Source organism: Flavobacterium sp. CF108, from assembly GCF_900129795.1.
Classification (GTDB): Bacteria; Bacteroidota; Bacteroidia; order Flavobacteriales; family Flavobacteriaceae; genus Flavobacterium.
Genome location: NZ_FQWW01000006.1, coordinates 63,665 through 88,552, shown reverse-complemented (window position 1 = coordinate 88,552; position 24,888 = coordinate 63,665). Strand labels below are relative to the sequence as shown.

The following is a 24,888-nucleotide window of genomic DNA, read 5'->3' as shown; positions in this document are numbered from 1 at the left end:
ATTCTGTTTTTAAAATTTATTTCAAATCAAATGTTGTGTGCTTGATAAACTTTCGATTATAAGTATACAAAATATGAACTTTTTTATCTGAAGTCTGAATAATCGCTGGATAACTAAATTCGCCTTCTGGCTGGTTTTCTAAATCAAATATTTTTTTCCAATTTACACCATCTTTAGAATATTCAACATCTAAAACATTTCTTCCGTTAAACCAGTCTTTTCCCATCTTAAGCGGATTATTTACCAATAAAAAAGATTTATTCGATAAAGTTACAGCATCAACTCCAGAATTTGAATTTACAACATTAATGCTGTCTGTTTTCTGCCATGTTTTTCCGTTATCTTCAGACCAAGATGAAATCAATTTATTATGTCGGCTTCGGGATAAAATCTGGATTTCATTATCAGAATGAATTAAAAATGTCGGTTGAATAATATCGAAATTCTTCTTGTCGTAAATATCTACAATTGTCCAGCTGTCTGAAGCTTCTGTGTAGGTTTCTATAAAAACGCGCCATTTATTATCGTCGATACTTTCTGTACTGCTTCCACATAAAATAATTCCGGGAGTAGTTTCGATGGGTTTGTTCCGAATTGGTCCTAAAATTCCTTTTGGAAGATATTTTGGATTACTCCAACTCTTTCCATCATCTTTTGAAACAATCATGGCGCCAAACCATTCTCTAGGATTTTTTCCCACTTTATAAAATAAATACAAATTCTGGCTTTTACTTTTAAACAAAACCGGGTTCCAGCATGGCAGTGTATCGCCGTCTTTAACCAAAGGCTCAATCAGTTTTTTTGGTGCCGACCATTTTTTTTCTTTATAAGATGAAATATAAATACTAACATCTTTTGCACCTTCATATTTTCCGCCAAACCAAGCTGCCAAAAGTGTATTATTTTCTAATTCCGCCAATGTTGAGGCATGACTGGCAGTCGTAACCGGATTTGCTGCAATATAATTTTGGGTAATATTAACTGTTTTTGGTTCATTTTTAATTGATTTACAAGCAAGAAAAACTGAAACTAATAAAACAATTGCCCCATATTTTTTTAAATTCATAACCTAACTTTTATATAAAACAAAAGGAGAGTTTCCTCTCCTTTTATCATTTTAAGTAAAAATTGTGTGGATCTTTACTCAACCAAATAATTATTTTGTATCCCACCAAAGTTTAGTTCCTCCAGAATCAGGACCTCCTAGTTTTGAGATTCCGTCTGTAACAGCGTCTTTGTTTGAAGAATATTCGTTTGTAACATAAATGATACGTTTCATTAAGCTTTTTCCAACTCCCGGATCATTATTATCTGTATTAAGCGGCGGATAGATAACTTTTGCATCACTTCTGCGTAAATCAGCCCAAGATTCCCAAGATTCAGGGAAAATTGCTAAATATTTCTGAACCGCAATTTGTGTACGCTGATTCGCTACTGTTGAAGACCAAGCTACAGGTAATTTTACCGGAATATCTTGTAAGTCTAAAGTTGGATAAACAGTAAGTACGTTTGGTAAAGTTGGCAAAGTTGATCCTGCAATGTAAGCGTTAATTGCTGTATTATCAACAATTCCCCATTGCTGTAAAGACAATCTAATACCAGTTTCGTATAAACTTTGAGCTGTTCCGCCCATGTTCCATCCATTTAAAGCTCCCTCAGCTCTGCTCAAATAATTTTCAGAAGCCATGAAGATTTCAATATTTTTAGATTCACTAAGATTTCCTGCAGATCCGTTACCCAAAACATCATTATTGAAAGCTGAGAATTTAGTCGTCCCAAATTGATCTTGCAAACCTCCAATAGGCTGACCTCTGTAAACTCCTGTATCGATTGGAGCAAACCATTTTGATAAACGCGGGTCATTATATCCAACCAAAATACTTTCCATAGAAGCGGTCATCACATAACCCCAGCTGTTTACAATCATATTTAAATTGTTTGGAGTAATGTTGCTCGCTTTGAAATAAGCACTTTGAGCGTTTGTCTGCATTACACCTGCAGCTACAGCTGCTTCTGCTTCTGTTTTTGCTTTTGCAGGTTCTTTATCAGAAATTCTCAAAGCTAAACGAAGTCTTAAACTATTACCAAAAACTCTCCAATTGGCTACACTTCCTGCATACACTCTGTCGCTTGACTGAAGTGAAGCCACAGTTGTTGCAGAAGTAGAAGATAATGTCGCATTTGCTTCGTTCAATAATTTAAAAAAGTCTGTGTAGATAAATTCTACGCTGTCATAAGCTACTTTCTCTTTTCCGTTTCCTGCTTCAGTATAAGGAATTGGCCCGTAAGCATCAACCATTTGATTGTACATGAAAACTTTCCAGATTTTAAGAACTGCCAAAGCTTCAGCGTTTCCTTCAGATGCTTTAATAGCATTGTTTAAAGCAGGAACTGCAACGGTGTAAAATCTTAACCATCCACGGCCTTCGTAACCGTTTACGAATGCATTTCTCTCTGTACCATATCTACAATCTAAGTATTGAACAAAAGTAGAAGATAAAATACCTGTAGCAATACCCCATGTTCCCTGATCATCAACACCAGGCGATGAGTAAGACCCGTTATGAATACCCGCATAAAGCGCTGATGCAAATGAAGGCCCTGCTAACGTAGCATCTAACTGATCTTCAGTCAATGAATTAGGATCTTTGTTTATTTCATCAAAGTCGCCGGTACAGCTTGATAAAATCGAAACTGCCATTAATGCAACCCCTAACGTTTTTATTTTAAAACTATATTTCATGATATCTCTTTATTTAATTAAAATCCAAATTTAACATTAACTCCATAATCTCTCGTTGAAGGAATGTTGAAAGATTCTATACCTTGCAGGTTTCCTGTTCCTGCTCCTGCTTCCGGATCAAAATATTTAGCTTTGTTCACGAAGAAGAATAAATTTCTTCCTACCAATGAAAAATCAATACTTGTAAATCCTGAATCACCTAATAAACGTTTTGGTAAAGCATAACCCAAAACAAGTTCTCTTAATCTAATGTTTGTTGCATCATAAATAAAAGGTTCTGCAATAGGTGTTCTTTGTCCAATAGCTGTCCAGTATTGCTCTGCAGTAATACTTGTAGTATTTGGAGAATATGTACCGTTTCCGTTAGAAACAACACCATCAACAACAATTCCGCCGCTTCTTCCTGCAAGAGTAACATCACTTACTCCTAAACCAGCTTGTCTTGCCTGAGTGTATGAAATAACTTCACCGCCAATTCTAAAATCAACTAAAAAGCTTAAAGAGAAATCTTTGTATTTAAAATTGTTTTTAAAACCTCCAGTCCAGTCTGGGTTAAAGTTACCGGCACGAACATCGAAACCGTTTGTTGCTAATGGAATACCGGCACTATTTACAATAATATTTCCATTTGGATCTCTTTGAAAACCTTTGATATATAAATCTCCATATTCACCGCCAACAACAACTTTACTTCTTACTAAACGTCCTTCTCCAAGAACTAACTCTTCTCTTCCATCTGCAATAGATTTAATTTTTGACTTATAAGAAGCGTAGTTGGCAGTAATATCCCAGCTAAAGTTTTCTGTTTGGATAGGAGTTGCAGTAAGTGTAAGCTCGATACCTTTATTACCTATATCCCCGCCATTTACGATCGCTCTAGAATATCCAGAAGACTCAGGAGTATTGATGTAGAAAATTTGATTATTCGTTAATGAATTGAAATAAGTAAAATCTAAGCCTAAACGATTATTGAAAAATCTAACATCAGCACCAAACTCTGTAGAAGAAGATAACTCTGGTTTTAAGTTCGGATTAGCTTTTGTATTTTGTCCGTATAACATACCGCCATTTCCTCCAATATAAGAGAATCTTTGTTGTGTTTGGTAAGGATCAGTATCATTACCTACTTTTGCGTATGAGGCTCTTACTTTTGCAAAACTAATTACTTCAGGTAATTTAACTATGTCAGAGATAACAGCTGAAAGACCTACAGAAGGGTAAAAATAATCATTTGGTACAGTAGAAGACCAGTCATTTCTTGCTGTTAAATCAAGGAATAAATAGTTTCTGAAACCAATTTGACCAAATCCGTAAACTGAGTTAATTCTTTTTTCTGAAGCTGTAGAAGTAGATTGAACAGTCTGCACATTAGACAATGCAAAATAGTTTCTTTTACTTAAAACTCCTCCTGAATTTAAAGCTGAACTGTTTTGCTGCAATGAACTGGCACCAGCATTAAGTCCAATAGAAAAATCTCCAAATTTTTCGTTATAAGAAAGTAAAGCATCAATATTCAATTCACTTACTGTTTCATAAGATTCGCTGTATGAACCTAAGTTATTATTGAATGCTATAGTTGCATATCTGTTTCTTTCATTTTTGTTTGTCATTTGGTCTAAACCAGCTCTACCCTGTAAACTTAACGTTTTTGTAAATTCGTATTTAAGAGAAGCTAAACCAATAAATCTGTTTCTTTTATCTTTACGGGCATCATCTCTTAAAGCAGACCAAAATGGGTTTCCTCCTGGAGATCCAGTTTCGTCAACAAAATAATTTAATTGTCTTTGTCCAGCACCATCAAAATATTCGAAATTTTTATAATCGTTATAAGCGATACTACGAGGTAATAAATAAGCAGATGTTCCGATAGATTCTTCACCAGTTCTCAATAAGTTATCGATATCCTGAAAGATGTAGTTAGTTTTTACATCCAATGATAATTTATCAGAGATTTTGCTGGTCAATCTTAAGTTAAGATTGTGTCTGTCTAATTTGTTTCCGCCAACGATACCTTCAGCACGGGTGTTAGTATAAGAGAAATACCCCTGTGCTTTTTCGTTACCAGTTACAACAGTTAAAGTATTAGCTAAATTGTAACCCGTTTTGTAAAAATCAATAACGTTGTTAGGCTGTGGAGAATAACTTTGTGTAGCCGGCCCTGCATAATTTGGGTTACGAACTAACTGCCAGTTTGAAACCTGGCTTCCGTCTAATCTTCCTCCCCAGCTTGAGGTAGAAGTTGGATTGTAAACTCCATTTGTTCCCTGACCATACTCATTTTGTAAGTTCATCAAGTTGTAAGCAGATGAAGCCATGAAATTAGAGGATACCGAAACAGATGTTTTTCCTGCTTTTCCAGATTTTGTTGTAATTACGATAACACCATTACTCGCTCTTGATCCGTAAAGAGCTGCTGCCGAGGGTCCTTTCAAAACAGTCATCGAAGCAATATCCTCCGGATTGATGTTTGAAATACCGTCTGGCTGTGTAGTTCCTCCCGTATCAATATCCGGGTTAGTTGTAGTTGTACCGTTACTAATAGGCACACCATCTACTACATATAGCGGCTGGTTATTTCCGTTAAGAGATCTGTTACCTCTTAATGTAATTCTTGAAGAAGAACCAACACCATTTGAAGTTGTAGAGTAGTTAAGACCTGCGACCTTACCTGATAGTGAGTTAGCAACGTTTAATGATCTTGCTTCTGATAATTCATCTACGGCAATGTTTTGAGCTGAATAAGTAATTGCTTTTTTCTCTCTTTTAATACCAAGAGCAGTTACTACTACCTCTCCTAATTGTTGTGCCGAAGCGCCTAAAGCAGCATTAATGGTAGTTTGAGTTCCCACGGCCACTTCTTTTGAAGCTGAGCCAACATAAGAGAAAACCAAAACTGCTGATTGATTTGGAACCGTAATAGAGTACTTACCATCAAAATCTGATGATGTACTTGTTTTTGTTCCCTTAACAACAACATTTGCCCCAGGGATCGGAATTCCGCTTTGAGCATCTGTTATCGTTCCTTTTACTGTTGTTTGTGCCTCTAGATTTTGAAATCCAAATAAGCATATCACAAACAGTAATTTTAGTACGTTCTTGATCATATTTAGTTGTTTTTTGAGTTAATAACATGTTAAACTTAAGAATACATTTTGTTAACAGGATATAATTTCGACAAATGACAATTTTGCAAAGGTGTTGGGAATACATTTATCATTTTAGGGTACGAAAACGTTTTAATTTGTAATCTTTATCCTCTTTATTTTAAAGGCCTTTCTCGCATTAATCGAAATGATTTATCATTTTTTTAACAGCATTCTTTTTTAATTATCTTAAACCTTAAACATATCATCCAATTTGTACAAATTAGTTCAAAACTTTGAAATTTGTTTTAATCAAATCTGTAGAATTTCCTCCAACCATAACTTCGAAATCTCCAGGCTCTACAACGCGCTTCATTTCTCTATTCCAAATAGATAACTCATCTGGTGTAAGTGTAAAATCAACCGTTTTGGTTTCGCCTTTCTTAATATTTAATCTTTTGAATCCTTTTAAGGTTTTTTCAGGAGTTGTAGTGCTGCTGTAAACATCTTTAATATATAATTGTACAACTTCATCTCCGTCTCTGCTTCCAACGTTTTTAACATCAACCGAAACTTTCAATTCTCCGTCGGCTTTAATTTCAGTAGTATTAATTTTAAGATTTGAGTATTCAAACTTCGTATAACTTAATCCGTAACCAAATGTATATAACGGATGTTCGCTCTCTGCAACGTATCTGTGAATCGCAGATCGTTTTTGGTTATAATATATAGGTAGCTGTCCAACTGATTTTGGAACTGTTATTGGCAATCTTCCACCCGGATTGTAATCTCCAAATAAAACATCAGCCACTGCTCTTCCTCCTAATTCTCCCGGAAACCAGCCTTCAACCACTGCCGGAATATTTTCTGCAATCCAGTTTGTTGAAAGCGGACGACCGTTTAATAACACACAAACCACAGGAGTTCCTGTTTTTTGAATCTCTTCGATCAATTCCTGCTGCATTCCAAATAAGTCTAAAGAAGCAACATCTCTGTTTTCTTCAACCAATTCGTTTGATTCACCTAAAACTACAATCGCAACATCGGCTTTTTTAGCAGCATCAATTGCCGGCTGTAAGTTTACTTTTTCTAAATTCCAGCGTAAGTGCGCTCTGGCCCCCCAGCCTCCTTCCCACATTTCAATGCGGACTTTGTATTTTTTTCCTGCTTCAATGTTTTTTGGAGTGGTAACCATGCTTGTCGCACCTTTTGTCCAGTTGTCGATAACCAATTGATCATCAATCCACATTCTGATTCCGTCATCAGAACTTAAACCTATCCAGCCGTCGAATGCTTTATCTGATTTTATGTAACCTGTCCAGCGAATAGAAAAATCATCATCTGTAACGCCATCGCCAGGAGACCAAGGCCAGTCAAACTCTAATTGGCTGTCAATACGAGTCAATGCCGGAGTTCCTTCTACATTTCTGTTATTGAAATATTCTCCTTTTAATCCGTTTTGAGATTCATCTGGAGTAAATAAATATTTCGACGGAATAATCTGTCCTTTTACAATTAAAGGGACACCTTCTTCATAAAGTACATTTGCGTTTTTTCCCACAATTTGCTGTACTCCTTCTAAAACTGTTGTTCCAACTTTGTTCTTAACCGCGTATCCGCCTAGTCTTGAAGCATTTGCATTTGGACCAATAACAGCAATTGTTTTAATGTCTTTACTTAAAGGTAATAAATTATTCTCATTTTTTAACAAAATGATAGATTTATGAGCCGCTTCTAAGGCAGCATCCTGATTTTCTTTAGTATGAAAACGCTCTTTGATGAGGTTTTTATCTGTATATGGATTCTCAAATAATCCCAATAAGAATTTCAAACGTAAAACCCCTCCGGCTGCACGGTCAATCTGTGCCATTGTTAGTTTCTTTTCGTTTACCAATTCTATAATGCTGGTTTGCCAAAATTCATTTGTAAAATCATAAAACTGCATATCAACTCCAGCTGTAATTGCTTCTCTGATACTTTCTTTTGGAGAACTTGTAACAAAATGCGTTACCTGAAGATATTTTATTGCACCTAAATCTGAAACTACAATTCCTTTAAAACCCCATTCGTTTCTTAAAACATCAGTCAATAACCAATGATTCGCTGCACAAGGAATTCCGTCCAGTTCAGAATATGCGCACATAGTTCCCAATGCACCGCCTTTTCTGAATGCTTTTTCAAATGAAGGAAGATGATCTTCTCTCGCCGAACGTTCTCCGACTAAAATTGGAGAAGAATTTCCTCCCGCCTGTGGAATACCGTGAACGGCAAAATGTTTAGGTTCTGCAATAATCGAACGATCTGATTTTAAATCATCGCCCTGCATTCCTTTTATCATCGCTAAACCAATTTCACTGTTTAAATACGCATCTTCACCAAAAGTTTCTGCAACCCGACCCCAGCGTGGTTCGCGGCCTAAATCTAAATTTGGGCCTAAACCAAAATGAACACCGTGCGCTCTTGCTTCCATCGCAATTACTTTTCCCACTTTGTCCATTACGCTTACATCCCAGGTTGCTCCAAGACCAATATTCATTGGGAAAGCTGTACTTCCATCATCTAAATATCCGTGAAGCATCTCGCACATAATAAGGGCAGGAATTCCCCATTTATTTTTTTTAATTATCTCACTTTGAAGATCATTAATCATTTTTGCAGAACGCGGATAAATATCATGAATCGCCCCAATTCCCAGATTTCCAATTTTAGCATCCGACTTTACTTTTGAGAAATCTTCCTTTTCCTTAAAAAATTCGCCTTTGTACATATCCATCTGGCGCACTTTTTCTTCAAGCGACATACGGCTTAACAAGTCTTTTACCCTATCTTCTACCGGTAGTTTTGCGTCTTGATACGGGTATTTTTTCTGTGCATAGGTTTGGTTAAAAAAACCTACAGCCATTACAAAAATAATGGCTGTTTTTTTGATTTTGAGTTGTAACATAGTTGTGAGAGTTTAATTTTGAATCACTTTCAGTGTTCCTCCATTCACAAAATCATCGTGTGAAATAAAATAACTGTTCAGTGGTTTTCCGTTTAATTCTATTGTTTTGATTTTTCCATCAGTATTGATTTCTTTTTCAATAACAATATTTTCTTTTTTATAATATCTTGAATCTAATTTGATCGTTACTTTATCAAACATTGGTGTTGTGATCGTATAAATTGGGTCGCCGGGAGATATTGGATAAAATCCCATCATTGAATATACTAACCAAGCCGACATTGTTCCGGTATCATCATTTCCCGGTAATCCTTTTGGTTTGTTTTGAAAATATTCCTCTACCAGTTTTTTGACCATTTGCTGGCTCTTCCATTCTTCTCCTTTTATATAATTGAATAAATAGGGATAAGCAATATCCGGCTCGTTTGCCATATCAAATTGTTTACTGTCAAAAACTTTTTGCAATTGATCTGAGAAAGGTTTATCACCTCCCATTAATTTTATCAATCCCCTGATATCATGCGGCACCATAAAAGCATACTGCCACGCATTTCCTTCGATAAAACCAACATTTGCCTGAAAATTAGATCCTGCTTCCGGGTCAAAAGGTTCGTACCAATTTCCGTTAGCAATTCTAGGCCGCAGTAATTTTAAATTTTTGTCAAATAATTTTTGGTAGGATAATGACCGTTTAGCAAAACGTTTATAATCTTCTTTTTCACCTAAAGCTTTTGCCAAAAGTGAAATCGCATAATCTGAAGTATTATATTCCAGCGTTGTAGAAACAGGTCCGGGATAATTAGTTGATAAATATCCTTTTTCTATATATTCTTTAAGTCCAGGGCGAAGCGGGTTATTTTCAATTTGGTCTGCACCTTTCAGCATTGCATAGTAGGCTTTGTAAACATCAAAATCCTGAATTCCTTTTAAGCAGGCATCAACTATAACTATACTTGCCGGATCTCCTACCATTGTAAATGTTTCTGTAGAATTTAATTCCCATTTTGGCAGCCAGCCGTTTTCATCATACATTTTTAACATGCTTTTTATCATATCTGATTGCTGCTTAGGATAAACTAAAGATGTTAAAGGATGCATGTTTCGATACGTGTCCCATAATGAGAATACAGTATAACGGGTTCCGTCGGTTTTACCAATCTTGCTTCTTTTGATCTGCGGATATTCTCCGTTACAATCATTTAGGGTATTTGGATGAATTAACGTATGATATAAAGCCGTGTAAAAAATTGTTTTATCATCTTCTGAACCGCCTTCAACTAAAATCTTCGAAAGTTCTTGATTCCATTCGTTATAAGTATCTTTATAAACATCATCAAACGATTTGTTTCCCGTTTCTTTTTCTAAGTTTTCACGGGCATTTTCGATGCTCACATACGAAATTCCTATTTTAACTTCAACCGTTTCTTGTTTATCGAATTTATAGGTAAAAAAACTTCCAATACTATCGCCAACTACTGTTTTGATAGTATTTTCCATTATTCTGGCTTTACCGTTATATCCCATCCATTGCGCTTCAACACCGTTATGCTTAGCTGGTTTTTTCCAAACGCCGAATTTAGCGGCAGGTTTAGAAAATTTAGCCACAAAATAAACCGGATAAGCATCTTCAGGACTGTTATAACAAAACGAACCAACGGAACGCATGCCTTCAATTTCTGTAGAAGAAACGACTTTTATCATCGCACCTTCTTCATTCGTTAATCCTAAACCTAGATTTAATAAAATGTTTGACTGCCCTTTCGGGAAATTGAATCTGCTTACTCCAACTCGTTTTGAAGCTGTAAATTCTCCTTTAACTTTATATTTCTTGAGGTCAACGCTGTAATATCCGGCTTTTGCCACTTCATTAGAATACGCCGATCCGTATTTTAAATGATCAATTTCGACTGCTCCGGTTGTTGGCATCAATAAAATAACACCCAATTCCGGACAGCCCACACCGCTTAAATTAACCTGACTAAATCCAGTTAAAAAGGTATTTTCGTTTACATACGGATTCGAAAGCCACTGACTGTCTTTTTCCATTGGAGTATTTTTTACCCCGGCAACATTAAACGGGCTTATACTTGCCATTCCGCGCGGCGCAATCGGTCCCGGAAAAGCAGCTCCAAAGTTCGAAGTCCCAATAAACGGATTCACATAGTCTGCTGGTTGTTGTGCAAAACTTGTGATGCTAAAAAACAGCATGCAAAAGCTGCATGCTGTTTTTGATAGTATTTTTTTTGATATTGAAAACATATTCTTATCTGTTAATAGCTTCTATTTTTAAAGTCCATGCTTCTTTTACAGGTAAATTATTTCTAAGGCTTTCCGGAATTACAACTTTAAATCCATTTCCTTCTTTTGTCCATTTAAGCGAAGTTTTAGAACCTAACATTGTAATTTTCGTTCCTTTTTTAGGGCTGATAGATTTTACTGTAACCGATGCAGGAATTTTATCTTCTCCCTCTTTTGCTAAATAAAAAGCAAATACATTTCCTGCTTTATTTTGTGTAAAGCAAATATTATCTTCTTTAAAAGGCTCGATTGGTTTCGTATCATAAATCGCTACACTGTTTACTTTCATCCAGTCTGCATAAGCTTGTAATAAATCATAAGCACCTTGCTGCCATTCTCCTTCCGGACTCGGCGCAACGTTCAATAATAAATTACCGCCTTTGGCAACAACATCAATAAGCATATGAATACCTTGTCTTCCTGTCATATATTTCGCGTCTGGAGTATAAGACCATCCTCCGCCAGATGTAATACAAGACTCCCAAGGATAAGGCAGTGTTTTTTCAGGAACTCTATTTTCAGGAGTTAAATAATTTTGATTTTTTCCGTGAACTGCTCTGTCAACCACAATTAATCCCGGTTGTTTTTGGCGCGCTTTCACCACCAATTCGTCCATTTTAGGATCCTGATCTACAACTCTGTGTTTGATGAAACCATTTTTAGATTCGTTTTCAGTAAATTTCTCGTCGTAATTTTCTTTTAAGTTTTGCTGATCTCTTTTTCTAACCCAGCCTCCGTCAAGCCATAAAATATCTACTTTACCGTAATTGGTAAGGATTTCTAAAATTTGGTTGTGTGTAAAGTCAACATATTTCTGCCATTTTTCTGGATATAATGACGGATCGTAATTTACGTTTCTGTCGAAAGGAGGAAAATATGGGTCCCAGTAATTTTCGTTATGCCAGTCTGGTTTAGAAAAATACGCTCCGGTTGAAATATTCTCAGCTCTAAAAGCATTGAAAACTTCTTTCAAAACATCGGCTTTTGGATTTGTACTGAAAGGACAAGCCGCATCTGTTACTTTATAATCAGAATATTTAGTATCGTACATATTAAATCCGTCATGGTGTTTGGTGGTAAAAACCATGTATTTCATTCCCGCTGCTTTTGCTGCTTTTGCCCATTTTGTCGGATCAAATTTAGTTGGGTTAAAAGTCTTTTTCAAACCTTCATAATCTTTTACATATTGATTATAATTAGCAGGATTGCTTCCTTTTTTACGCTCGCACCATCCATAATCTTCCGGGCAAATTGACCATGATTCTACAATTCCCCATTGGCTGTAAGTTCCCCAGTGCATTAATAATCCAAACTTTTTGCCTTGCCATGCCTCTAAATTTTTCAACACTAACGGATCCGTTTCCGGTACATAACGCTCATCTTCATAAATGGCCTGCGAAAACATTTGAACGGAAAATAATAACGCGATTATGAATATTCCTCTTTTCATCTTTATTTTATTTATAGTTTTTTGTTTTTGTTTAATTGTAAAATTCACATTTCAACACATAGGTACATAGCTCCCATAGTTTATAAAAAAAGGCGTTTCACTTGCATTAACACATCCCGATAGCTATCGGGACTATGTGTGAGAAACCAGTTTCTTTTTATACTCTTTTTTATTCATTCAAAAAATAAATCTATGTTTCTATGTGTTTAAATAATCTACGTAATATCAACTTTGTCAAAGTTTAAAACTTTGACAAAGTTCGAAACGTACTAAGTATTTAATTCACTAAAATCTCATCCACAAACAACCAAGAACTTTCTCCTTTAGGGCTTTTCTTAAGGTTATAAGCGATTACTTTTACAAATCTTGTATTGGTTTTTGCAAAATTGATTTTGAAATCTTTCAGTTCCGATGTTACATTTGGAGCATACGGACGTGAAACTTTCCCAACTTCCTGATATTTGATTCCATCATTAGAAACCAAAACTTTAATTTTTACAGGAAAATTTACTCCAGCTCCCTGACTTTCTAAAGCTCCTACGGTTACCTGTTCAATACTTTCCTGCTTTTCAAAATCGATTACCAATTCCATATCATTAACAAGCCACGCCTGCCATTGTCCGTCATGGAAGTTTTTGCTTCCTCGAATTGTATTGACCATTGTATTTGCATCACCTTTATAATTATCATTATAAGGTGTTAAGTATTTTACTTTTTGTGCAAAGGCTTTATGGAAAATAATTGTATCTGTAAATACTTTCCCTATTGGTTTATCGTCCTGAAACAACGAAGCTTTTAAGATTGTGGTTTGCTTAAAATCAAGCGGCATCGTATATTTTGAAGCACGATGATCAATATTTCCATCTCCTAAAACATATCGAATATCCGGATTTGGAAATTCATTTTGCAAAGACACACTAACTTGTTTATTAGCCAAATTTGCTGTTGAAGAAGCGGTTACCAAATAAGCACTTTTTGCATAATTGATTCCCAAATAATCATAACGGTTTAATAATGGTTTTAATCGCGTTGTAAAATCAATCCAGTTACGGCTTTCTTTTGAACTCCATAAAACCTCAGCCATAGCAGCCAGTCTTGGAAAAATCATATATTCTGAATCCTTTGGTCCCGAAAGATATTCTGCCCATAAGTTAGCCTGTCCGCCCAAAACATGATTTGCTTCTACAGGCGACATTGTTGGTACAATAGGCTCAAATTCGTATACTTTATTTAAAGGATTATATGCATCAAAAGCCAATGGTTCTTCATTTTGAGGACCTTGATAAAAATTAAAATAACAAGGAGATTCTGGGGTCATAATTACATCATGACCTTGGTCTGCCGCTTCAATACCGCCTTTTGTTCCTCTCCAGCTCATTACAGTTGCTTCTGGAGCTAAACCTCCTTCTACAATTTCATCCCAGCCAATTACTTTTTTACCTTTAGAATTGATGTACTTTTCAATGCGTTTTACAAAATAACTTTGCAATTCAGTTGAATTTTTTAAACCTAAATCTTTCATTCTTTTTTGGCAGTTCGGACATTTATCCCAATTGGTTTTTGTCGCTTCGTCGCCTCCAATATGAATATATTTTGATGGAAAAATGGCCATCACTTCATCTAATACATTCTGCAGAAACTCAAATGTAGATTCTTTTCCTGCGCAATAAATATCTGTAATTGGCCAAACTCCGCCAGACGGAACGCCGATACGCTGATCAAAACAAGCCAATTCCGGATAAGCTGCAATGGCAGAACTTACGTGCGCCGGCATTTCGATTTCAGGAATTACTTCGATGTTTTTGCTTGCTGCATATTTTACAATTTCTTTTAATTCTTCCTGCGTAAAAAATCCTCCGTAAGTTCCTTTTTCATCTGGGTTTGTGGTTAATCTGGCATTCCACGCTACATTTTCCTGATTCACTCTCCATGCTCCAACTTCTGTTAGTTTTGGATATCTCTTAATTTCAATTCTCCAGCCCTGATCATCAACTAAATGCAAATGCAAAACGTTCATTTTGTGCATAGCCAAACGATCGATTGTTGCCAGAATATAATTTTTATCGAAAAAATGACGTGATAAATCCAGCATTAAACCTCTCCATTGAAAACGCGGTTCGTCTGTGATCACAACATTCGGGATCTGCCATTTTGCTGATGTAATTGCATAAGTGCTTTCAATAGCTGTAGGAAGCAATTGTCTAATCGTTTCTAATCCGTAGATAAAACCGGCATTTCCTTTTGCTGTAATTGTGATTATGTTATTGTTTACTTCAACTTTATAAGCTTCTTTATGCAGATTTGGATCTGTTTTAAACTGAACAAAATTGTTTTGCGGTGCTTTTACTCCCAAAATTGGTCGCCAGCCTGCAGCAACTTCAAATTTGTTGATTAAAGCATTTGAAATATCTTTTTGAAAATCTGTATTGGCAACAAAAACGGTATTTTTAGAAAACTCAAAACTTCCTGATTGAATCAAAACTTGATTTGGTTTCGGGATAATTTGAATGTCTTTTGCAGTAAAAACTTTTTTCTGACTATAACCCAAACTTAAAACAGTTAAGAAGATTAAGACGAATAAGGGTTTTAATGATCTCATAATTACTATTTTAAAGATGGTGTTATTTTAAATTGATATTGATAATTTTTTCCTCTCAAAAGGTATTTTTCCATTGGCCATGCCTGCCAGCTGTCGATTCCGCCAACTCCCATTTGTTTAGAATCGATTTTTAAACTTGTTAAATCTCTTTCCTTTAATTCGGCAGCGTGTCTTTGGTCTTTTTTCAATCCGTCGTCTAAATCTTCATTTAAAAAATGTAAAGCAGTTACGGCCAATAATTCATCAGATGTTACGGTTAATTTTAATTTATCACCCAATAATTCTAAGAAACGTACATCAGTTTTATTTCCCGTTTCCTGCGGACGGATGTATGGATAATATTGTTCTGAAACGGTTTGTGTATACAATCCCACTTTTGAACTGTAGTTTCTGTCAATATAATTTTCGTGCGGACCTCTTCCGTAATACTTCATATTACTAAAATCTCTCGGAACAATTACTTCCATTCCAAATCTTGGTAAAATAGGCTGTTCTTTGTTTTTATCAATATTTAAAGCTTCTTTTACGACTAATTCTCCGTTTCCGTTTAATTCATAATTCAATTCTAAAGTAGAAGAAACTGAAGCTAAACTATACGTTGCTTTTACCAGAATTTTATTGTCTTTAGTTGGAGTAAATGTCCAGTTTACCAAAGTTGGATTTTCTGTTGCCTCTTTCCAAGCCTTTAAGTTTACCTGAAAATTAGCGCCAAAATCATTATCGTTTGGTGCTCTCCAAAGATTTGGACGCAATTGATATCCGTCTTTTATAATAGGCTGATTATTGAAGGAATAACCACTGATAAATCCTGTTTTTTTGTCGAAAGTAATCTCTGCTTTATCACTTTTGAAAACCGTCGCATTTGCTTTTTTCTCCACCGTAATTTTTGAAGCTCCTTCGATTTTAATATCGTTTTTCCACGTTCCTTTATACGCCAGTTGTTCTGTCGCAATTTCGAAACCTTTTGGTAAAAATGGTTCTTCTTGTTTTAACTGATAGCTGATGTTTATAAAAGCTTCCTGAAATTTTTTATCGCCTAATTTAATGGGCAATGTATAGCTTTTTGATTGTGTTGGATCGATTGCTAAATAATCGATAACGCCTGTCGTCTCTTTCACTCCGTCTAAAATTAATGTCCAGTGTAAAGTTACGTTGCTTAAATCTTTAAACGTAAATTCATTGTAAACTTTTATTGTAGCCATTTCCTGATTTTGCCAGGAAGTCAGAATGTTTTGATACACATTTCGCACTTCAAGTGCATGCGGATTTGGTTTTCTGTCTACCGTAAATACGCCGTTGTTCACAAAATTGTTATCGCTTTTTACATCTTTTGGCCCAAAATCTCCTCCGTATGCTAAAATAGTGGTTCCGTTATCCAGTTTTTTATAAACCGACTGATCGATCATATCCCAAATGAAACCTCCCTGAAAGTTTGGATATTTACGAATCACATCCCAATAATCTTTAAAATTCCCCATTGAATTCCCCATTGCATGCGCATATTCGCACTGAATGTAAGGTCTTGATGGATTTGGATTTGCCAAAATATATTCTTCCATTTTGTTTGGAGAACTATACATTGGATCGATAATGTCTGAATCCCATTCGAATTTTAAATCTTTCCCGTCCCAGGCTCCCGCAGTTGCTCTTTCGTACTGAATTGGTCTTGATTTGTCTCTGTTTTTAATCCACAAATATCCTCTGTAAAAGTTGTAGCCGTTTCCTGCTTCGTTCCCCATACTCCAGATAATGATCGAAGCATGATTTTTGTCTCTTTCGATCATACGCTGCATACGCTGAATGTGCGCCAATTCCCAGTCTGGTTTATTACCAAGCGTTTTGGTAATATCGTAACCCATTCCGTGCGATTCTATATTGGCTTCATCGACAACATAAATTCCGTATTTATCGCATAATTCGTAGAAATATTCATCGTTTGGATAATGCGACATTCTCACCGCATTGATATTAAATTCTTTCATCAATTTAATATCCTGTTCCATTCTTTCTCTTGAAATCGTCTGCCCCGTAATTGGATCAACTTCATGACGGTTTACCCCTTTTATGTAAATCGCTTTTCCGTTTACTAAAAGCTGTCCGCCTTTAATTTCTACTTTTCTAAATCCAACATTTTGATTGATAACTTCAATTACAGTTCCTTTTTTATCTTTTAAAATAAAACGTACCTGATATAAATTTGGAATTTCTGCGCTCCATTTCTTCGGATTTTCTACTGCAAAATCAAATGTTTGTTTTTCGCTTAAAGCGGAAATATTTTTTGAGGTTACAATCTTGTCGCCATCTTTTAACTGAACGTCTAAAGTATAACTGTCTTTTTTATCTAAATCAGAAAATTGAGTCGATATTTTTAAACTTCCGTTTACATAATTAGCATCTAAATCTGGAATAATTTCGAAGTCATTTAAATGTGCTTTGTTTCTCGCAACTAAATAAGAATCTCTTGTAATTCCGCTCATTCTCCACATATCCTGACATTCTAAATACGAACCGTCATTCCATTTCATTACCTGAAGCACAATCGTATTTTTTCCGGTTTTTACGTATTTGTTTAATTTAAATTCAGAAGGTAATTTTCCGTCTTCACCATAACCTGCATAAACACCATTTACCCAAACGGTCAAGTTTGATTTTGCTGTTCCGATATGCAAAAAAATATCTTTTCCTTCCCAAGATTTATCAATGGTGATTTCTCTTCTGTAAACTCCTGTTGGGTTATATTTTGTTGGAACAAACGGCGGATTTGGCGCCATTAAATAATCAAAATCGTAAGTCGTATTTACATAAACCGGATATCCATAACCGTTTACATCCCAGCTTGCCGGAATTTTAAAATTATCCCAGGCATTATCGTTAAAATTGGTTTTCTCAAAATCTTTTGGAAGTGCAGCCGGATTATCCACATATTTAAATTTCCAGGCTCCGTTAATGTCAAGGTAATTTTTAGATTGTCTCCATTCGTTTTTAGCAGCTAATGTTTCGTTTTCAAAAACATAATAGGCGGCGTGCATGGGCTCTCTATTATCTTCATTGATTTTTTCATTCTGCCAAAACGGAACTTTTTCTTGTGCATTAACAGATAATACTGAAAGTAATAAGGTTAATATGGATATTATTGTTTTCATTCTTTGTTTTTGTTTGAACACATAGCCCCGATATTATCAGGATAGATTGTGAGAGAAAAATCTATGTAACTATGTGTTTAAAATTTATTCGCGATTCAACTTTGTCAAAGTTTAAAACTTTGACAAAGTTCCCGCATAATGTTTTTATTTATCCCACGACATTTTAAATTTCGCATCTTCCATTCTGTGTCCTTTTTCATCATCAGAAACGGCATAATTAAAACCTGATCTAAGGCTGTAACCTGCATGTTCTCCGTTTTTATTTAAGGCAATAAAACCAACTTGCAGATATTCCATGTCTTTGTGGTTTTTGTGTTTGTTGTAAATACGCTCTGTGATTTCTTTGCACGCATCATAAGGTGATTTTCCCTGACGCATTAATTCGACAACCATGGCACTTCCTGCGGTTCTAATTACGGCTTCACCCAAACCTGTTGCCGCTGCAGCTCCAACTTCGTTATCCAGAAAAAGACCCGCGCCGATTATTGGGGAGTCACCGACGCGTCCGTGCATTTTCCAGGCCGCACCACTTGTAGTACAGCCACCAGAAAGGTTTCCATCCTGGTCTAACATTAGCATGCTTATGGTATCGTGATTTTCTATATTAATAACTGGTTTGTATTTTGAATCTTCCAGCCATTTTTTCCAGTCTTTTTCAGATTCCGGAGTTAGTAAATTTTCTTCTTTAAATCCTTCTGATAATGCAAATTGCAATGCGCCTTGTCCGGCAAGCATTACGTGTGGTGTATTTTGTAATACTCTTTTTGCTACAGAAATTGGATGCATAATGCCTTGTAAAAAACAAACTGAACCGCAATTGCTGTTGTGGTCCATAATACAGGCATCAAGCGTTACTTTTCCTTCGCGATCCGGATATCCTCCGTAACCTACACTGCGAACATTTGGATCTGCTTCGGGAATTTTCATTCCGGCTTCAATGGCATCTAAAGCTGGTTTTCCGGCTTTTAATTGTTCCCAGGTTTCCTTATTAGCAGGTAATCCGTGATTCCATGTTGAAATAACAACCGGCTTTTTTACTTTTTTTGAAGGAAATTCTAATGCGCCTTCTTTTTCATTTTCTTTCTCTTTCGCAAATCCGCTAAAGCCTACAGAACTTACAGCTGCTGCGCCTAAAGCTGCTTTTTTGATAAAGTCTCTTCTATTTGACATGCTGTTTACTTTTATCTTAATTTTATTTCAACACATAGGAACATAGCTTTTGAAACCGAATAGAAGGCGTTTCATTTGTATTAACAAACATAGCTTTATCGCCTGAACTTTGTCAAAGTTTTAAACTTTGACAAAGTTGAATTATCAATATTATGTTTCTATGTATTTAAAAAATATTACTTTAAACTTGCTTTTGTTTCTTTGATTGTCTTCAAATTACTTTCAGACAATGCATTTCCGTCGAAAAATGAAACTCCTACAGCTCCATTTTCTTTTGCTTCTAAAATAGCTTGTTTTAGCTCCTTATCATTTTTCAATCCCGGAATATAAATTCCTGTATTGATTTTCGTTTTCTTATCTTCTAAATCAGCAGCACCTTGTTTTGTGGCATAACCTACCCAGTCAATTTCTTCATTATAAAAACTATGGTAAATCATTGGATATACTTCGTCGATATTCCATTTATCCCAACGCTGGCGCACCATATGGTCTGCCATTTCAGGATAAGGAAATACGGCTGCGGTTAATTGCTTGTTGTGTTTGTGTGCAATTTTGTATGCATCGTCAACAACGGCTTTTATGGCGTTTAAGCGAAAGTTTTTCCACTCCATATCGATAGAAGTGTTGTGGCTTTCTTTTGGATTTTTATGGTGGATTTTTTCGAATGCTTTTACACATTCGTCACAATAACAAAAATCGAATTGAGGTAATTCTACGTCCTGAACCAAGTTGTATTTTGGCAATAAACTAATTGGCAAAAAGATGTCCGGAAAACGAATATAATCTAAATGAACACTTTCGATTCCGTCAACTTTTGCCAGTTCTTCCACTAAATGTAAAACATGTTCTCTGGATTCTTTTCTTGTTGGACATAACCATTGGTAATAATCTACGTAAGGACGATTATCGAAACAGGATTTTCCTTCTTTACTTACCTGATACCATTCTGGATGTTTTAACGCAACAGAATCTCCGGGTCTGTTCATGGCCATTATCCAGGCGTGAACTTTTAGGCCTTCTTTTGTGGCAAGAGGCACTAATCTTTCTAAAAGTTTCGGATCTGTAGTCGTATTGATTAATACTTCATCTATTCCCCCGTCTTTGTATTTTTTGAATTCTTTGGTGTAATCTGCATCTGATTTTTTGGCGTCTGCGGTTGTCCAGACTGCAAATTTAAATGTGGTTTCTTCTTTTTTGGCACACGAAAAAATGCTGAATGCCAGTAAAAAAAGTAATAGTTTTGGTAGTTTCATAGTGGTTATTGTGTTATTATTTTTCCGTCCTCTTTTATAGCAAATGTTTGATTCGAAAAAGGGCTTTTTACTGAAATATTATATCCAGCGGAATGGTTTTCTAAGATAGGTTTTAAAATTTTATTATCAACACTGATGTTTTCTTTTGTTAGGTTCGTCAGCGATTTTGCCCAAATTTTATTCTTTTGAAAATATTCTTTTTGGACTCTGTATAAATTGTAAAGTTCCCATTTTACTTTTTCATCCTGCGGAATTGTAAAGGTATCTTTTCCTTCTTTGGATGAAAAATAAACATAGCCCCATTTTTCAGGTTCATGCATATTGATGACTCCCATTGGCGACCAAACCCAGTTGTACTCTGGCAGAAATTTTCCGTCGGCGTCTTTTTTGCGTTCGTATTTGCCGTCAACAAGTGAATGCTGCCAGTTTACTCTTGAAAAATTAACTCTCCAGAATTTATCTACAGGTACGTTCTGATCGAAATAAGATGTTTTGTAAGATGCCCACGGAATCGCCATTTCTAAAACCCAGCCTTGGTCAATATCGGTTGGATTATTAAGCGTTCCATGAACTTTAATCGCTGATTTTAAACCCGGAATATTCCAGTCGTTTAAAACTACGAGATCATTTTCTCTATAAGGTTTTGATAAAAATAGATCCCAAGCAGTGTTCAAGGCGTTTATTTCTAATTCGTAATAGTTAAAAGTGTCGCTGTCGGGATCTATAAAAACTTCAAAGTCATTGTTGTAAAAAATAATAGTGTCACGCTGTTTTAAATTTGCCCAAACGTGCGGCTCATCAATCTTTGCTAAAATATAAAAATTGGTTTCATCCCAGAGCATTTTAACTTTTGTTGCATATTTGGGTTTAATGCCATTTTCTATATCTTCAAAAAGAGCTGTCCAATCTGCTTTGCTCCATGAAGCATCAGATTCGTCTCCATCAATTGTAATAGGATTTGCCGTTTTTGAAGCAACATATGTTTTAGGAATAATGGTATTTTTTTTCGATTGTGAAAAACTTACAACCGAAAAAGAAACTAAAACAACTGTTAACCATTGAAATTTTAAACGCATGTTTTTTTCTATAAACTGTTATCTTTTGTAAACTGAATTACTTCACTTAATTTACCAAATGCAATGGCTACGGCAGTATCTGCTGCACCATAATAAACGGCTAATTTATCTTCCTCAGTATCATGTAAAGCGGCACATGGGAAAACAACATTTGGCACATCTCCTACCATTTCATAAATTTCTGCCGGGCCTAATAAATAAGGCTGCGTTCTGTATTTTACTTTGTCTGGTGAATCGACATCTAAAAGTGCTGAACCCATTGCGTAACGGAAACCGTTGCAGGTATTGATAACGCCGTGGTAGATCATCAGCCAGCCTTCATTCGTTAAAATAGGAATTGGTCCTGCCCCAACTTTTGTACACTGCCATGCACTTTGCTCAAAAGGACTTGGTTTCATTACCAATCTATGTTCTCCCCAATATTTCATATCCGGGCTGTAACTGATCCAAATATCTCCGAATGGTGTGTGTCCGTTATCACTCGGACGGCTTAACATGGCGTATTTTCCGTTTATTTTTTGAGGAAATAAAACTCCGTTTCTGTTGAATGGTAAAAAGGCATTTTCACATTGAAAAAACTCTTTAAAGTCAAAAGTATATCCAATTCCAATTGTTGGTCCGTTGTAACCATTACACCAGGTAATCCAGTAACGGTCTTCAATGAAAACCACACGCGGATCATATTTATAAGCAGATTCAATCATGTCTGTATTACCAGACTGCATTACGATTGGTTCGTGGTTAATGTCCCAATCGATTCCGTTTTTACTAAAGCCGGCAAAAATATTCATTTGAACCGCTTTGTTATCACATCTGAAAACTCCTGCATAACCATCTCCAAAAGGAACTACAGCACTATTAAAAATACTGTTTGATGATGGTATTGCATATCTGTCGATAATTGGATTTTCAGAATATCTCCACATTACATCGTTACTGTTTTCGGGTCTGTCTTGCCAAGGAATACTGCTCATTTTTTTGTTTTTTATTGTTTGTTTTATTGTAAAGCTTTGTCATTTATTTAAACACATAGGAACATAGTTTTTGAAAACCTCATAAAGGCGTTTCACTTGTATCAACAAACATCGCTATGTGTTAGAAACTAGTTTCTTTTTGTATTCTTTTATACACATTTAAACCTATGTTTCTATGTTTTTAATTTTTCGTTTTTCAAAGCTTTGTCAAAGTTTGAAACTTTGACAAAGCTCTTGCATCTTGTATCTTTTATCTAATCCGCTATTTTTCTAACTTTATCTAACCATGTGAATTTTAATATCGTAGTCGTTACTAAAAACACAATCAAAGCCGTAATTGCTTTTGGATAATCTCTGATAATAAAGAATATCGGAAGCAAAATCATACTGGACTGCCACACAATTCCGATGGCACAATTCATCATATCTCTCCAGAAATCATTGTTTTTTTCGAAAGTAAAATCTTCTGACTTTAATTCTTTATAAACTGGCCCCCAGAATCCCCAAGGTCTTACGTTTGCGTAAAAAGATTTTAAAACTTCCATATCAGTTGGTTTGCTTAAGAACGTTCCTAAAACACATCCTAAAATAGAGAAACCAAATATTATTGGGAACAAATAAATTGCCTGCACTTGTGATAAATCGTATAAAAATGATCCTTCTGTTAAACTTCCTTTAGCCTGACCTAAAGCAAATTGTAAAGAAGCTACAATTAATCCGGCGAACATTCCCCAGAAATAACCCCAGCCATTAAAACGCCACCAAATCCATTTTAGGAAATTTGCTGCAACGTAACCTCCATATAAAGCGCTTGTAATCCAAAGCGTTAAGGAATTGATTGAGTCTGCGAAGAATCCCATAAAAACCCCTAAACCAACTACAAGGAAAGATGAAATCTGACTTACTTTAATATAATGTGCATTTGTCGCAACCGGTTTAAAGTATTTTTTATAAATATCATTTACAATATACGCTGGCCCCGCGTTTACGAATGCTGAGAATCCCGACATAAAAGCGGCTAATAAACCTGCTAAAAGAATTCCTTTAATTCCAACCGGGATATATAAATTGACCACTTTTGGCATTAATAATTCTAAATCGGCTCCTGTTAAACCTGTGTTTGCATTTAATTCTGGTGCTAAGTTTACCAATGCGATTACTACGATTCCTGTGATTAATAAATATCTCGGAATGAATAAAATTAAGTTCGTGAAACCGCTCATATAAGCTGCTTCTTTTACTGATTTTGTAGAAAGAACACGCTGTAAATCATAACTCGGCGTTGGCCCGGCCACACTTGCAAAAAATCCTTTGAACAACGTCATTCCGATAAAAGCGCCAAACATTTTGTAACCTTCAGAATCAATTAAATTATTGAAAGTTTGGAATTTATCACTCCACTGGGTTTCAAACTGCCATCCGAAGAAAACATTTTTCCATTCCTCGGTAATAACCGAATTTATTTGAATATCTGTATAATTAACAAAAGCATATCCGGCAATTAAAACTCCGGCTACGATCATGATTAAATATTGCACCACTTCTGTCGCAACTACAGAAAACATTCCGCCTTTAACGGTATAAATCGTAGTTAAAAAGATGATGATTAAGGCATAAGAACGCTCTGAAGTCAACAGAATTAAATCGCCATAATGAAGTGTTAAATCCCACGGAAGAATAATGGTTACAAATTTTCCGATTCCTTCGAAGAAATAAGCGATAAAACCAATGGTAGAAATGATGGCAAAAATGGCGACAATAATATGCGATGCTTTTCCGGCTCTGTCACTTCCAAAACGAGTTAAAATCCACTCAGAACCTGTCATTACTTTTGATCTTCTAATCCAGACTGCAAGGAACATCATCACGAAAATCTGATTCCAAATTGGCCAAAGCCACATGAACATAAAGCTTTTTACTCCGTATAGAAAAAGTACCCCAATCATCCAGGAAGTTCCGGAAACATCAAACATTCCAGATCCGTTACTTAGACCTAAAAAATACCATTTGATAGTTTTTCCTCCAAGAAAATAGTCATCTAATCCTTGTTTTGCTTTTCTTGAAATCCAAATTCCGATACTCACTGAGAGCAGAATGTAAGCTACGATTATCGATACGTCAATAATATCCATTAAATTTATTTGTTAGTAGGTTA

Annotated in this window: 13 protein-coding genes; all 13 read right to left on the bottom strand. The window is 35.6% G+C overall.

Annotation, left to right across the window (positions count from 1 at the left end):
* Window positions 1-16 precede the first annotated feature (16 nt).
* The 13 genes from BUE10_RS16980 to BUE10_RS16920 all read right to left on the bottom strand — a co-directional run bounded on the left by BUE10_RS16980 (window position 17) and on the right by BUE10_RS16920 (window position 24,865).
* Window positions 17-1,066, bottom strand: coding sequence for a sialidase family protein (locus tag BUE10_RS16980; RefSeq protein WP_073486995.1), 1,050 nt, complete (start codon window positions 1,064-1,066; stop codon window positions 17-19).
* A gap of 90 nt (window positions 1,067-1,156) precedes the next feature.
* Window positions 1,157-2,743 carry a SusD/RagB family nutrient-binding outer membrane lipoprotein gene (locus BUE10_RS16975; RefSeq protein WP_073486993.1) on the bottom strand — a complete coding sequence of 529 codons (1,587 nt, stop codon included), beginning with the start codon at window positions 2,741-2,743 and terminating at the stop codon, window positions 1,157-1,159.
* 17 nt (window positions 2,744-2,760) lie between these two features.
* Entirely contained in the window at window positions 2,761-5,847 is a 3,087-nt protein-coding gene (locus BUE10_RS16970) for a SusC/RagA family TonB-linked outer membrane protein (RefSeq protein WP_073486991.1), read from the bottom strand.
* A 262-nt stretch (window positions 5,848-6,109) separates the two neighbouring features.
* Window positions 6,110-8,770 (bottom strand): glycoside hydrolase family 3 protein, encoded by a 2,661-nt coding sequence (locus BUE10_RS16965; RefSeq protein ID WP_073486989.1) that lies wholly within the window; start codon window positions 8,768-8,770, stop codon window positions 6,110-6,112.
* A gap of 12 nt (window positions 8,771-8,782) precedes the next feature.
* Window positions 8,783-11,029 (bottom strand): GH92 family glycosyl hydrolase, encoded by a 2,247-nt coding sequence (locus BUE10_RS16960; RefSeq protein ID WP_083598137.1) that lies wholly within the window; start codon window positions 11,027-11,029, stop codon window positions 8,783-8,785.
* A 4-nt stretch (window positions 11,030-11,033) separates the two neighbouring features.
* The gene (locus tag BUE10_RS16955) at window positions 11,034-12,518 is read right to left on the bottom strand and encodes an alpha-L-fucosidase (protein WP_073487391.1); all 1,485 of its coding nucleotides are present in this window, start codon (window positions 12,516-12,518) and stop codon (window positions 11,034-11,036) included.
* A gap of 277 nt (window positions 12,519-12,795) precedes the next feature.
* The gene (locus BUE10_RS16950) at window positions 12,796-15,117 is read right to left on the bottom strand and encodes a glycoside hydrolase family 20 protein (RefSeq protein ID WP_073486988.1); all 2,322 of its coding nucleotides are present in this window, start codon (window positions 15,115-15,117) and stop codon (window positions 12,796-12,798) included.
* Window positions 15,118-15,122: 5 nt separating this feature from the next.
* Complete coding sequence (locus tag BUE10_RS16945; RefSeq protein WP_073487390.1) at window positions 15,123-18,260, bottom strand: beta-galactosidase, LacZ type; 3,138 nt, start codon at window positions 18,258-18,260, stop codon at window positions 15,123-15,125.
* Window positions 18,261-18,404: 144 nt separating this feature from the next.
* A complete protein-coding gene (locus BUE10_RS16940; RefSeq protein WP_088636425.1) occupies window positions 18,405-19,430 on the bottom strand; it encodes an isoaspartyl peptidase/L-asparaginase family protein in 1,026 nt (341 codons plus the stop codon).
* A gap of 176 nt (window positions 19,431-19,606) precedes the next feature.
* Window positions 19,607-20,683 carry a putative glycoside hydrolase gene (locus BUE10_RS16935; protein WP_073486986.1) on the bottom strand — a complete coding sequence of 359 codons (1,077 nt, stop codon included), beginning with the start codon at window positions 20,681-20,683 and terminating at the stop codon, window positions 19,607-19,609.
* A 5-nt stretch (window positions 20,684-20,688) separates the two neighbouring features.
* Window positions 20,689-21,759, bottom strand: coding sequence for a carbohydrate-binding family 9-like protein (locus BUE10_RS16930; RefSeq protein ID WP_073486984.1), 1,071 nt, complete (start codon window positions 21,757-21,759; stop codon window positions 20,689-20,691).
* An 8-nt stretch (window positions 21,760-21,767) separates the two neighbouring features.
* Window positions 21,768-22,733, bottom strand: coding sequence for a glycoside hydrolase family 130 protein (locus BUE10_RS16925; RefSeq protein WP_056203439.1), 966 nt, complete (start codon window positions 22,731-22,733; stop codon window positions 21,768-21,770).
* Window positions 22,734-22,987: 254 nt separating this feature from the next.
* A complete protein-coding gene (locus tag BUE10_RS16920; RefSeq protein ID WP_073486982.1) occupies window positions 22,988-24,865 on the bottom strand; it encodes a sodium:solute symporter family protein in 1,878 nt (625 codons plus the stop codon).
* Window positions 24,866-24,888: the final 23 nt, after the last annotated feature.

What these genes read in the sequence shown, in the direction of transcription:
- BUE10_RS16980 (WP_073486995.1), bottom strand. Translation starts at nt 1,066, where the DNA reads ATGAATTTAAAAAAATATGGGGCAATTGTTTTATTAGTTTCAGTTTTT.
- BUE10_RS16975 (WP_073486993.1), bottom strand. Translation starts at nt 2,743, where the DNA reads ATGAAATATAGTTTTAAAATAAAAACGTTAGGGGTTGCATTAATGGCA.
- BUE10_RS16970 (WP_073486991.1), bottom strand. Translation starts at nt 5,847, where the DNA reads ATGATCAAGAACGTACTAAAATTACTGTTTGTGATATGCTTATTTGGA.
- BUE10_RS16965 (WP_073486989.1), bottom strand. Translation starts at nt 8,770, where the DNA reads ATGTTACAACTCAAAATCAAAAAAACAGCCATTATTTTTGTAATGGCT.
- BUE10_RS16960 (WP_083598137.1), bottom strand. Translation starts at nt 11,029, where the DNA reads ATGTTTTCAATATCAAAAAAAATACTATCAAAAACAGCATGCAGCTTT.
- BUE10_RS16955 (WP_073487391.1), bottom strand. Translation starts at nt 12,518, where the DNA reads ATGAAAAGAGGAATATTCATAATCGCGTTATTATTTTCCGTTCAAATG.
- BUE10_RS16950 (WP_073486988.1), bottom strand. Translation starts at nt 15,117, where the DNA reads ATGAGATCATTAAAACCCTTATTCGTCTTAATCTTCTTAACTGTTTTA.
- BUE10_RS16945 (WP_073487390.1), bottom strand. Translation starts at nt 18,260, where the DNA reads ATGAAAACAATAATATCCATATTAACCTTATTACTTTCAGTATTATCT.
- BUE10_RS16940 (WP_088636425.1), bottom strand. Translation starts at nt 19,430, where the DNA reads ATGTCAAATAGAAGAGACTTTATCAAAAAAGCAGCTTTAGGCGCAGCA.
- BUE10_RS16935 (WP_073486986.1), bottom strand. Translation starts at nt 20,683, where the DNA reads ATGAAACTACCAAAACTATTACTTTTTTTACTGGCATTCAGCATTTTT.
- BUE10_RS16930 (WP_073486984.1), bottom strand. Translation starts at nt 21,759, where the DNA reads ATGCGTTTAAAATTTCAATGGTTAACAGTTGTTTTAGTTTCTTTTTCG.
- BUE10_RS16925 (WP_056203439.1), bottom strand. Translation starts at nt 22,733, where the DNA reads ATGAGCAGTATTCCTTGGCAAGACAGACCCGAAAACAGTAACGATGTA.
- BUE10_RS16920 (WP_073486982.1), bottom strand. Translation starts at nt 24,865, where the DNA reads ATGGATATTATTGACGTATCGATAATCGTAGCTTACATTCTGCTCTCA.